The sequence below is a fragment of the Legionella sp. 227 genome, from assembly GCF_043161935.1.
GTDB classification, from domain to species: domain Bacteria; phylum Pseudomonadota; class Gammaproteobacteria; order Legionellales; family Legionellaceae; genus Legionella; species Legionella sheltonii.
The window spans coordinates 1,209,940-1,221,865 of the sequence record NZ_CP171154.1; the positions used below are offsets into that span (position 1 = coordinate 1,209,940).

The window sequence follows — 11,926 nt, forward strand, 5'->3', positions numbered from 1 at the left end:
CAATTTTTGCAAAAAAGCATCACCATTAGTTGAATTATTGGTTATAATACTCTCAATTTGTCATCTTGAGAAATGAATTATGCCTTATTGGGTAAAGGGAACTGCGCAGCAAATTTTTCATGCATTTGGACAGGATCCGCTAATTGCAGAACAAAAAAATGACACCAAGACAATTTTGCGGGATGTTCCTGCCGTTCATTTTTTGGGTAGCCTAGAACAAGCAATAACCCATTTTAAGATCTGGACCACCCAGGCTCTAGGAAAATTTTATTTACAAGGTGATATGACTGCGGGTAATTTGGCATTTTTGTTTGGGCCTGATCCGCTAAAAAAAGTAGGGGAAGCTTCAGAGGTTTGCCATGCGAATCTAGTGCGTCAGAATTTTGCCTACATTAACGATGCTGGAGAGAATTGTGGGCTTTTGGTAATGTATCGAAAGGATGACCCCACGCAATGGGTAATGGCCTTGGAAAAAAATGGCCATGCAGCCCCAAAAGATAGAGCGCTTTTCTGTTTATCAAGTTTTGACTTAACCCCGTCGATTAAAGTTCCTAATTCTGGATTGACCGTTTCTTTAGTGCCTTCTTTAGACCCCCTATTAGCGCAGGTTGGCTCTACTTTGCCAAGCGTTTTATTACAACAAGCACTCAATGGGGATAATACCGTTAATTTACGTTTTCAACGCATTGCGCTGTTGATGCGAAAATTACAAGTAGAGCAAGAAACAGTAGCACTTCGCGGTGGCCCAATACCCTTTTCAGAGCTTAATTTACCCGCATTATTTGCCGATAATCCAGCCCTGGACAAGATTCTGCACTATAAAATACAAGACGAGCTTTCCTTGTCTGCAGGCGTACTTAAGGATCTGTTGTCAGAATCCAGTCCCTTATGCAAAGAAATTCAGGCGCTTAAATTACATGATGATGAGCGCATCAACAAGAGCTTATTAAAAACGCTTATCGTATTTTATGAAAAAGGACTACTGGAGAAAAATCGGGAATTACTTGCTAATTTTGATCTGATAAAAAAATTCAGCGCATTCATGTGGAATGAAACGCAAATTAAGTTACTCCCCTTCTTACTGGAACAAAACTATACTGATGAAGAAATTCGCGGTATTTTAGCAAAAGATGAGTATTACCAGGCTTTAAACAAACTCGTTGATCTGGAGCCAGCTCTGGCTCTAGAGGCCAAAGAATTTTTTAATGATCCGACAAAACTTGAGGAATTAAGGTTTATTCATTCTTTTCCTGATGAAGACTGTAAGATGCTTTGTTTGATTTTTTGGGTCAAAGGCGCTTTATCTAAGGATGGATATCAGCGAATCGCTGATGTAGCGCAGGACTGTCCTCTGATGGCCTCGAGTTTAGTTGCTTTAGATCAAACAAAAACGATTGATATTGAGCGACTAGAGCAACATGCTTCAAATCCCCACCTTTATTTACAGGATTCGATTAGGCATCATTTTAATGACGAACTAAAAGAGTGTGTTGATCTTCAATCGAAATTATTTAATTTAACTTCTCAAGAATTACAAGCTGCAAACATGGCCTTGCTGCAATTAAAAAAATCAGGTGATATTACTCCTCAAGAATATCAGTTGGTTTTAGAAAAAGATGCTCAAGGACAGTCTTTACGGCTGTTTTTGCCGCAGCTGGTGAATATCAAGGATGAAGCACATAGGAAGACCTTGATCAAAGTTCTTTATAGCGGTGTTATTCATGGATTACAAACGCAAGGGAATCAAATATTGCAACTGGCCGATCCCCAGCAAAGAGCTTTAGCGGAAGACTTACGCGAGCGATTTATTTGCGTGACGTTAATGCAGAAATTAAAGATGATCAAAAATATGGTTGATTTGGCTGCACAAGAGGATGAAGGGGCCAAACGTTTTCGACAAGTTCTTTTGCGCGTTGAAGCGCAATGCAAAGTAATTTCTGAGCGTTTGGCCGGCTCTGAGACTTATCAACAAATGCGTAAAGACTGGGAAAAAGCACAAGAAGCGTATCGAAGAAAGTTATACACCATGGCTTACCAAGCGCTGATGGATCCCGAGATTGATGTGCGTGAGCGATTACGGGGTGCTGAAAAAGTGATTCTTGATATTGTTGATCCACAAATGGAACCGGGGAATTATAAAACGATAATGGATGCCTTAATTGTTCTTGCTAACATAGTGATTACGGTCTTGTCCGTTTTTAGTGCTAATGCAATTAAATACAAAATGACTGGCAACCTCTGGTTTTTCAATCAAACGACCTCAGGAGAGGAAATACGCGCACTGGATAAAGAAGTGCTCGAGCTTGTAGAACCAGAAAAAAAAGACGAAAATGGTATTTGGTCAATGATATCAAGTTTTCAACTGAGTTAAATCCAATGTAGCTCTTGAACGCTACAACCCTGAGCCCAGGAACTCATCTCCCTCCTGGGCTTACCCAATGAAAAAAAAGAGAAATTCTCTTTCCCACACCTTTCTGACATCAAGAGTGCTGACAGGGTTGGTGTTTGCTTTTTACTGTTTAGTTTCCTTGTTATCTGCTTGAAAATTATTCTTGAACTTCTTGAATATTTCTGCCTAATATGAACTATTCTAAAAGGACGACTGTGATTTAATGGATTAAAATATGGGAATTCCAAAAAAGGCACTGAGGCATAGTCAACTCACTTATTCAGAAAAAACAGCGATATCCGATAGCTCTCATCAAACCTTTAAGGTTACCTTTGAAGAAGATGGAGTTGTCAAAAAAGCGTTTTTTAAAAAATTAGAACCTAAAAATCACTATCCTGAATTATTAGCTAAAATAAGCGTCGCAACCTCATCATTCAAAAGATCATTTCAAGGAAAAAGATCCGCGGAAGAGCGGTTGGTATTCGAGGAGTACGACCTTGAATTAATGCCCGATCGCAATGAAACGATAAAAGACAACACCCTTTATATTAAATTTGAGAAAGACTCATTCCAATATCTGGTTAAGACTCCTGAAGGCCTAATAAAAAAAGATACAATAGCCACTAAGGAAATCCCCAATTTTAATCCGGAACTGCCCTTAAGTGAACAGCTGCGCACTGTAAAGAGCAATATTTTAGAAATCACCGCAAAGAGAGGCCACACTCAGGACAAATTGATCGGTACGCTTTCTATTGGGATTGAGGATTTTAAACCGTTTCACTTTGCCAGCCAGGGTATTCCTGTTAATAGTACGTTAAAGGAACAAGTTGCCCCCAGTGTTAAGACACTGATTGAACATAACATTATGGAACTTTTACTGGGACGATGGTTTCTTGATGATGACGATTCTCATCCTCATAATCTCAGTTTAGCCGGTGATATCGATTTTGATATGTTCTGGTATTGGTTCACAATTTACATGAAAGTACCACGAGCGGTGATCGGCGTTCCTAAAACCCATGTCACTTTAACGGTTCGGGATTATGAAGCTTTTCCTAATGTTCAGGAATCCATGCCTTATCATTGGCCGCCCTACCAGCATCCAGGGCAAGTTACCATTCCAGTAATTGTCCCAGGGGTACAAGAACAAGCGCTTAAAAAGCTGCCGAAAGCGTATGCAGACCCTACCGAATTCGCCCGTTTGGCGCAGAACTCCCTTGCCCAAGAACAGAAATTGGCTGCAGCTCTAAAAGCTTTATTAACGTTTCAACCGGAGTTGCAACGCAAACGCTTAACAGAGCTTTTTGGTGATTTACCTTTAAATTACACCTCTTTAGATGAAACGGATCCCAGCTTACGAGCAAAATATGAAGAGTTATTTCCTCAATTTTGTAATGCAGAAACGGACAAAAAATCATTTGTTGATTTTATGATGTCTTTATATCAGGAGCATTACGATAACTTATACCGAGTGGTCGTCTTTTATATGGGATGCTTAGATAATGGTTATGGGCTACCCCTGCCGCCTACTTATTTGGCGCTGTATCAAAAACCTTCTTTTTATCGGAACATTGGGGAGTGGATCAAAAAAGAAAATGAAACAACCTATGCAAAGGAAGAGGAGCTTAAATTTAATCCTGATGAGTTACAAAAACGATATCATCAGGTTTGGCGGGATGCATTTGCTCCAACAATAAAAGAGCTGATCCACAGTACATACCGACTAACCAACTCATTACTTAAAGAAACGACTAATCCTCCGCATGTACAAATTTCCAAACTGGATAGCAAACAGCCTACAGATGATACGATAACCAGTGCCTGGGAGTTATTTGGAAATCTCCCTCAACTTGATGCTGAAACAATAGCGGCAAAAATTAGTGTTGATAAAGACAGTAAATTACGCGATGCAGTATTATCTATGGTTGCTTTTGTTAATGAGTTCCGAACGGTTATTGAAACCTATTATGAAAAAGAGCGTAAGGATCTCACAGAAGAAGATAACCTTGAGTTTTCAGATAAGCTGGGCTTACTGTATAAAACACATAATTTAAAAATTTGCCAAGCCTTGGCAAATACTACAACCCATGCCGCTGGATTTAATAATATCGCTGAAAGTCTTAAATTAATTGCTGAACAGGTCAATTTCCAGTTGCATTTGACAAAGACCGACGAACTTATGGAAAAAGCCTTACTGGCGGTGAAGAGAGACGTTTTACCTTTTACGCATGAAGATGTGAAAAATCAATATAATGATTCATTATTTGTTTGGGCCAAATCGATTAAGCCCGAAGATTTAGAGCGTTATATTACTGAAATTGTTGATAAAAAATATTCTCCTTACATCGAAACATTTTCCTTTCGCAAAAGAACAGAATCCGTTAAAAAGTATTTAAAAGCCAGTTCTGCAGAAAGTGGGGATCAGCGTTTGGCGTACATTTTAAGTTCCGGTACAAAGCAAGATGGGGAATTGAATACCTTGCTTATCAATGGCCTCACTCCCTTTATGCTTGAAAAATACCCCATACCAAGTATTGATCAAGCGATAAGAGATAAAAGCTTTGAAAAAGGGCTTGCCGATTTTACACGTGATGTCGTGTTTTTTGCTAAGAAGGAGAAACGATTTATGCATCCTTTTAGTGATGGAGGTATTTCAATGTTGTATAAAACTATGTATGAATGGGTAGATACTCTAACGGAACGATCATTTAAAAGCTTAATCGAGTCCTCATTAAAAAAATATGAACAGGAATCATGGGGAAGCCTTTGGGGGGCATCCAGAAGATCGGAAGTTGAAGGTTATTTAAAAGGAAATTGCCATTCGAAAGCGCTCGCCATGATCTTTATGAATGGGCAAGACTCTTCAGCACTGAACGATTGTTTGTTCACCAAAATAATAGAAACGATTAAAAAAGAAACTATTAAGTATCCAGCGATGTTACAAGAACAAAAATATCAATTAATCGCACAATTTGCTTTGGAAGAACATAAAAGGTTTTATCTTGATAATGTAAAATATCATAATGAGACCATTTCTGCGACCCAGCGCCAACTACAACTCACAGAAGGTTGTTCTTATTAAGCGTGTCTGTACTTCTAATGTTCGCAACTAAGTTTGTGAGCATTGGAAGTATAGGTTATGATTCCTTTTTTCTAAAATGTTGCCAGAGCTTTATATGTCCTTTGATTTAATAAAAACATTGCCTCAATATCTAATTCCTCAACATGGGCTAACGACTCTAGCTGGATGTTTGGCTGAAGTGAAACATCACAAGGTAAAAAATTACATCATTCAACGCTTTATAAATAAATACCAAGTTAATATGAGTGAAGCTTTGATCGAAGATCCTACCGCATACGCTTGTTTTAATGATTTTTTTATTCGCCATTTAAAAGCAGAATGCAGACCATTGGCGCAAGCAGACATTATTTCGCCAGTAGATGGGTGTGTTAGTGAAATAGGCTCTATAGAGCAAGGTCAATTAATTCAGGCAAAAGGGCATTATTATTCAGTAGACGATCTTTTAATGTGTAATAAAGAGCTGGCTGCGCAATTTCTTAATGGACGTTTCGCTACTTTGTATTTATCACCTAAAGATTATCATCGTGTCCATATGCCTATTGATGCTGAACTCATTTCAATGACCTATATGCCTGGTGCTTTATTTTCAGTCCAACCATCGACGGCTCGAGTTGTACCCCGGTTATTTGCACGTAATGAACGATTGGCTGTCTTTTTTTCTACGCAAATTGGTCCTATGGTGATGGTAATGGTCGGAGCAACTATAGTGGGGGCGATAGGAACTAGCTGGCATGGGGAAATCAAACGCAGCAAAAACCGTATTGATTTTGAATACTCCCCTGAAGAGCGTCAGCAAATGGCTAAAGGCGATGAAATGGGGTACTTTAAATTAGGTTCCACGGTGGTTTTGCTGTTTGCAAATGGTGCTCAAATGAATTGGGATAAAGACTTAAAAGCAGGCAGTACCATACGCTTTGGTCAGGCGTTAGGAGAAATTAACTAACATCTATGCAACCTGTCTGATTATATTGTCGCCCAGGTTACGCTGCGGTAACCCAGGCGACATGCTATATAAATTCCTCTTAATTTAACACAAATGCAGTTCCTAAGTTTTTATTGACCGCATTTTCATAAACAACGGAAGCGACGCTGACGTCCTGAATCGAAAGCCCTACTGATTTGAAAACCGTGATTTGGTTTTTGTAATCCGGTTTTTTATGCATTAACCAAGTACCAATCTCAATAAGATCCTCTTGCTTTAACTGATTTTGTTGGACCGCACTGATAATTTCGCCTGCCTCAGCCATCACCGCATTCAATTGATCGACGATCACCACGCTATGTTTTAGCACATTATCACTGATTTCTTTCATCTTGGCGGTGTGGGAACCTATGGCATTAATATGTACATGAGGTTGTATGTCCTGCAAGTGAATTAAGGGTTCAGTACTGGCAGTGGCAGTGCAGATGATGTCCGCGTCTTTAACCGCAGAAGATATATGATCACAGACATGAATCGCGTATTGGTTTGCAAATTTTGTCGCGAATTGTTCTGCACTTTTAATATTTCTTGACCAGACTGAGACCTGTTTTATATCACGTACCGTTGCTACAGCCTGAAGCTGAGTCTCTGCTTGCACCCCTGAGCCAATGATTGCAACATGACTCGCGTTCTCTGTCGCAAAATATTGGGTTGCTAATCCAGAAACTGCTCCGGTTCTCAATGCAGTGAGGTACCCTGCATCCATTAATGCTTGAGGCTCACCAGTACTGGCATCAAGCAACATAATAAAACCCGTAATTGCCGGTTTATTTCGGGCGCTATTTTTAGGAAAAATGGAGGCTACTTTCAAACCTAAAGCTTTATCTTTGGCCAAATATGCGGGCATGGTCAAAGTAAGCGCCTCTTCTTCGTCAATAGTAATCCCTGTTCTTAATGGTAATTTAACCTGTTGTTTTGCGAGTTGAATAAACGCATTTTCCATTGCCTTAATCGCTTGGCTCATGGTGATACTTTGTTTTACTTCTTCCAGGGATAACAAGCGAAGACTCATAATTTAACCTCCAAATTCTTTAGTTAAAGCAGACAATAAAGTTGGGTATTTGAAATCAAATTGATACTCTGACAAGCGTTGTGGGGCCACGGTTTGTCCTGACAATAATAATTCTTCACCCATTTGCCCGAATAAAAGCGTTACAAACCAGGCAGGCATGCGCAGAAAAGCAGGTTTCTTTAGCACCTGTGCAAATGTTTTAGTAAATGTTTTTTGTGATACGCACTCTGGGGCAACTAAATTCACTGGGCCAGTAATTTCTGGATGAGCGATTAAAAACATAATGGCCTCAGCAAGATCGGTACTGTCAATCCATGCTAAAGGTTGCTCACCAGAACCCAGTACAGCGCCCAGACCATATTTTGCAGGTAATTCCAATTTTTTTAACATCCCGGCGCCGCGTTTTAAAACCACACCAAAACGCATTAGGGTTACCGGCATTCCCAATTCAAAACCTCTTTTGGCGGTTTGTTCCCACTGGGTTACAAGCTGAGTCGAAAAACTGGTTTCAGGCGAATCAATAGGGGGAGTTGTTTCAGTAAACGTAAGATTATCTGCTGCTCGTGTTTTCTGTAATCCATAAATGCCGATGGCGCTTGCATTATATAAATGAGGTTTTTTTGTTTCGGCTTTAATTCCCCATAGCACTAATTGGCTGGTTGTTTCAATGCGGCTTGAGAATAATCTTTCTTTTGTTTCGTCACTCCATCGAGCATCTGCAATATTTTCACCAGCTAGATTAATAATCACATCAAATTCATTCGGATTTAATAGATCTAGTTCATCCCAGGAAATTGCGTGTACCGTGTTTGCAAAGGTTTGTTTAATTTTTTCTTCATCTCGCCCAATGACATACACGTTATGCCCTGATTGAATCAATTCAGGAACTAAAGTTTGACCAACTAATCCTGTTCCACCTCCAATAATAATTTTCATGCACAACCTCCTTTTCACGTCGGTCTATGATAACTGAAGCAAATTAACTTACCAACACACATCATAACGGAAATGTAGTTTGGTTGCTTGCAATCAGCGAACCATCTGTGAATTTAAAAATTTTTATGCGGAATCATGATTAAGATAGGGCTTTCAGCAGCCAGGCTTACTGGAAGTTCCCGTGATTGGGATCTATTAGAAATGGATTTATAATCGATTTAATGGTACCGAGAAGAGGACTCGAACCTCCACGGAGTTGCCCCCACTAGCACCTGAAGCTAGCGTGTCTACCAATTCCACCACCTCGGCATTGTGGCGCTAAGTTACTCATATTTTGTGGATCTGTCAATGGCTTTTTCAGATTAATCTTGCGCAAAATGTTTCAACTAACTGGAATAGGGGACTCCTGCTTTTAAGATTCGCTCTCGTACGCCTTGCCACGCTCCTGTTGCCGGAGGAAGCTCGATCGCAATGACTTGGGCATTGGATGTGTCTGCTTTTCTTAATTGATAATAGAGATCAAAGGCTACTTGTTCGGGATGTTCTTTCAATCGATGAAAATGCTCTCCAAGGATTCCTATGGGTTGTTTGCTGGCAATAACGTAGATTTTATCTGGATTTTTTTGGCAAAAATGGCTAAGTGCCTGATAGTCGGTAAAATAATATAACAATTTTTGCGGTTGGTAATGACTGTCCAATTTTCCAGGAACCCGCAGCGTATTTTCATGGTCAAGTGAGGGTATTGCAATTACTTCGGCGATGGTTTTTTCATCAATAAGTCCATGACGTAAAATTTGATAGTTCGCTACATGAGTTGCATCAATGATGGTGGATTCAATGCCTACAGTACAACGACCTCCATCCACTATGGTTAATTCTTGATTCGGGAATGATTCGCTGACATGCTGTGCCGTTGTGGGGCTGACTTTCCCAAAAGGGTTTGCTGAGGGAGCAACCAGCGGGATCCCTAATTTAATTAATAGTTCCTGGGCTATAGGATGGGCTGGGCATCTGATGGCTACCGTAGTCTGACCTCCCGTAATTAATGGAGAAATTTGCTCTGGTTTGCAACGTAAAACAAGAGTTAAAGGACCTGGCCAGAATTTTTTAATGAGTTGCTGGGCATAGACTGGTATGTCTTTGACCCATTGATTGAGATCCCAATCTTGCGCAACGTGAACGATTAAAGGATGGTTTAAGGGTCTGTTCTTCATTGCAAAAACGGCTCTAATTGCTTGTTCATTATTAATAGGAGCTGCTAATCCATAGACCGTTTCTGTAGGTATGGCAACAGGCTTTCCTGCAAGCAAATCGCGAATAGCATCATCGATGTGGGTTGTAATTAAAGGCATATACAGACCATAAATTAAAAAGCCTATTATTTTTACACAAATTGAAAGAGAAATCAGCTGTTTTGCCTTTTCATTTTCCCCCACATACAATAGATTCTATTGACCTAAAATATAAATGATTAGGAATAGTGGTTGTGTTACTTCATCTAATAGAAAGAACTGTGGATGGTTATTTCGCGCTCCTTCCCCGGGAGAAACCTTCATTGGAGATCGTTAAATCCACACATTTGATTGCACACAGGGGAGCGCACAATCATGCACAGGGTATCATTGAAAATACGCTAGCGGCATTTGATTTGGCGAAAGAATTGGGGTGCTGGGGGATTGAGCTTGATGTACACGCCACTGCAGATAAAGTGCTCGTGGTGAATCATGATCCTACTTTAAAGCGTCTGTGGGGACATGATCGAGCAATTGCTCAACTGAGCTTTAATGAATTACGAACCCTGAGCCCAGCAGTGCCTACACTCAATGAAGTTGTAGCCAGATATGGACACAGCATGCATTTGCTGATCGAATTAAAAGCACCGTTTCAAGATGAGGAAGCTTTGGTCCGCGCATTAAACGGATTATCTGCTGGGGAACAATATCACTTGCTCACGTTAGATTCCGCAGTTTTTAGCTCCTTATCGCAATTTCCAAAAAATTCACTGTTATTGGTAGCAGGGCATAATAATGTGCATCAATTTTGCAATATCAGTTTAAAAGAGAATTATGGGGGTGTTTTAGGACATTATTTTTTAATGAATAATCAGGTTGTTAAAAGACTCCAAGCCGCCAAACAAATTGTTGGTGTAGGCATGATCGATTCCAAGTTCAGCATGTATCGCGAATTAAATCGAGGAATAAATTGGCTTTTCACCAATCGTGCCAATGAAATTAATTTTTATTTGCGCCATCTTTAGAAGAATGTTTACACCCATCTCCTCTCTGCGGGGCAGAAAGAGCCCAATGAGAGATTGTGTTTCGCGGGGCGAACTCGAGCAGCGCGAGGGATGACCTCGAATGGATAAAATTCTGCATCTAAATAAATTATTGACCGGTTGATTTAGATATGTTCTGATAGAAATTAAGACAGCTAGGGTGTCGATATTTTGACTTGTCATGATGAAAAATTATGGTCAAGTCATTTTTTTTATTGTAAAAAAGGATGTAGGTTATGCTTTGGGCGGATAGATTTTGGTCGACAACCAGTTGGGCATTTGATACTACAGTTCATGCAGTAGCAGATACAATGAGTGTATGTGGCACTTTGGCATGTACTCTGGGTGGTGCAGCATATGCTGTCTCTAACATGCTTAATTTAGAAGAAGTCAGTGCGTCCTATTATGGCGCAGTGAATGCTACGGGTAATTTTACTTTAGGAGTTAACCTTACAAACATAAATTATAGTCTTAGTGAATCATTTCCTTTGACTTACAGCAATAATATAAATAATGGTACCGCTTATAATGTAACCGATTACATTAGTTCCGGAATGGTGCAAACAGCCAGTACTATTTGCATGGCGTCAGGTATTGCCTTAAAAACTTTAGGCGCAACGATTAATCAGTGGCAGGAAAATAGGGAAGAACAGCGTTATTATGCTCGCAATCATGGATTGCAAATTGCCAAGCCTCAGTGGAAAGAGTATGGTTATGTCGGTGCAGAAGCTTTTGCTGGCGCACTATCTATGGCGATGCTCAGTACCACAGTTGCCACAACGGCACTTTATCTTTCCAGCAGAACAGTGCCTAAGATCACCTATCCTCCCTCTGGCGAACGTTACGTGGCTGGTGCCTATTATAATGGTCCAACCATATCAATGCCTTTTAATATCAACATCGATTTGGGAACCAGTAGTTTCAACATTCCAATGTATTTTGATACGATGAATGTCTTGCTCAACAAAACAGTTGAGGTGGCTGCAAAGGCTACCTATGGCGGTGGTTTTTTCTTTAAACCAAACCAAAATACCCCCAACCCTCCTTTGGCGGTTACTGAGGCAGTTTCTTCAATCACAGGGGCGGGCGCTTATCTAGCACATAATTTTTTTGCCAGTAAAGCCAAACATCTTCATGCTGAGAGAATACAAAAAGCAGAAACAAGTGTTTATACATTAGTTAATAATTAAGGTTAGCCTAAAGTGCGAGACCTTCTGTCATCGAGCCCAGCGAGGGATCTCCTGCGTCGT

At 40.1% G+C, this 11,926-nt stretch carries 8 protein-coding genes and 1 tRNA gene; 5 read left to right on the plus strand and 4 right to left on the minus strand.

Going from position 1 to position 11,926, the window contains the following annotated elements:
- The first annotated feature begins 79 nt into the window (after window positions 1-79).
- The 3 genes from ACF8MK_RS05210 to asd all read left to right on the plus strand — a co-directional run bounded on the left by ACF8MK_RS05210 (window position 80) and on the right by asd (window position 6,414).
- A complete protein-coding gene (locus tag ACF8MK_RS05210) occupies window positions 80-2,371 on the plus strand; it encodes a hypothetical protein (RefSeq protein WP_392538456.1) in 2,292 nt (763 codons plus the stop codon).
- 253 nt (window positions 2,372-2,624) lie between these two features.
- Window positions 2,625-5,471, plus strand: a complete 2,847-nt coding sequence (locus ACF8MK_RS05215) for a hypothetical protein (RefSeq protein ID WP_392538457.1) — start codon at window positions 2,625-2,627, stop codon at window positions 5,469-5,471.
- Window positions 5,472-5,565: 94 nt separating this feature from the next.
- Window positions 5,566-6,414, plus strand: a complete 849-nt coding sequence (asd, locus tag ACF8MK_RS05220) for an archaetidylserine decarboxylase (RefSeq protein WP_392538458.1) — start codon at window positions 5,566-5,568, stop codon at window positions 6,412-6,414.
- A 79-nt stretch (window positions 6,415-6,493) separates the two neighbouring features.
- Here the strand turns inward: asd and ACF8MK_RS05225 are convergent, their stop codons facing one another.
- The 4 genes from ACF8MK_RS05225 to ACF8MK_RS05240 form a co-directional block, all read right to left on the minus strand.
- Complete coding sequence (locus ACF8MK_RS05225) at window positions 6,494-7,465, minus strand: ornithine cyclodeaminase family protein (protein WP_392538459.1); 972 nt, start codon at window positions 7,463-7,465, stop codon at window positions 6,494-6,496.
- Window positions 7,466-7,468: 3 nt separating this feature from the next.
- Window positions 7,469-8,401: a TIGR01777 family oxidoreductase gene (locus tag ACF8MK_RS05230; RefSeq protein ID WP_392538460.1), complete on the minus strand. Its 933-nt coding sequence runs from the start codon at window positions 8,399-8,401 to the stop codon at window positions 7,469-7,471.
- Window positions 8,402-8,623: 222 nt separating this feature from the next.
- Window positions 8,624-8,710 (minus strand) — tRNA-Leu (locus ACF8MK_RS05235).
- A gap of 77 nt (window positions 8,711-8,787) precedes the next feature.
- Complete coding sequence (locus ACF8MK_RS05240) at window positions 8,788-9,753, minus strand: L-threonylcarbamoyladenylate synthase (RefSeq protein ID WP_392538461.1); 966 nt, start codon at window positions 9,751-9,753, stop codon at window positions 8,788-8,790.
- 134 nt (window positions 9,754-9,887) lie between these two features.
- Here ACF8MK_RS05240 and ACF8MK_RS05245 point away from each other — a divergent pair, with 134 nt between their 5' ends.
- Together ACF8MK_RS05245 and ACF8MK_RS05250 are read left to right on the plus strand one after the other, a co-directional pair.
- On the plus strand, window positions 9,888-10,658 hold the full coding sequence (locus ACF8MK_RS05245) for a glycerophosphodiester phosphodiesterase (protein WP_392538462.1): 771 nt from the start codon (window positions 9,888-9,890) through the stop codon (window positions 10,656-10,658).
- A gap of 254 nt (window positions 10,659-10,912) precedes the next feature.
- Window positions 10,913-11,866 (plus strand): hypothetical protein, encoded by a 954-nt coding sequence (locus tag ACF8MK_RS05250; protein ID WP_392538463.1) that lies wholly within the window; start codon window positions 10,913-10,915, stop codon window positions 11,864-11,866.
- Window positions 11,867-11,926: the final 60 nt, after the last annotated feature.

Bases quoted from the DNA above. Each gene is read 5' to 3' on its own strand.
- ACF8MK_RS05210 (WP_392538456.1), top strand. From the start codon at position 80: ATGCCTTATTGGGTAAAGGGAACTGCGCAGCAAATTTTTCATGCATTT.
- ACF8MK_RS05215 (WP_392538457.1), top strand. From the start codon at position 2,625: ATGGGAATTCCAAAAAAGGCACTGAGGCATAGTCAACTCACTTATTCA.
- asd (WP_392538458.1), top strand. From the start codon at position 5,566: ATGTCCTTTGATTTAATAAAAACATTGCCTCAATATCTAATTCCTCAA.
- ACF8MK_RS05225 (WP_392538459.1), bottom strand. From the start codon at position 7,465: ATGAGTCTTCGCTTGTTATCCCTGGAAGAAGTAAAACAAAGTATCACC.
- ACF8MK_RS05230 (WP_392538460.1), bottom strand. From the start codon at position 8,401: ATGAAAATTATTATTGGAGGTGGAACAGGATTAGTTGGTCAAACTTTA.
- ACF8MK_RS05240 (WP_392538461.1), bottom strand. From the start codon at position 9,753: ATGCCTTTAATTACAACCCACATCGATGATGCTATTCGCGATTTGCTT.
- ACF8MK_RS05250 (WP_392538463.1), top strand. From the start codon at position 10,913: ATGCTTTGGGCGGATAGATTTTGGTCGACAACCAGTTGGGCATTTGAT.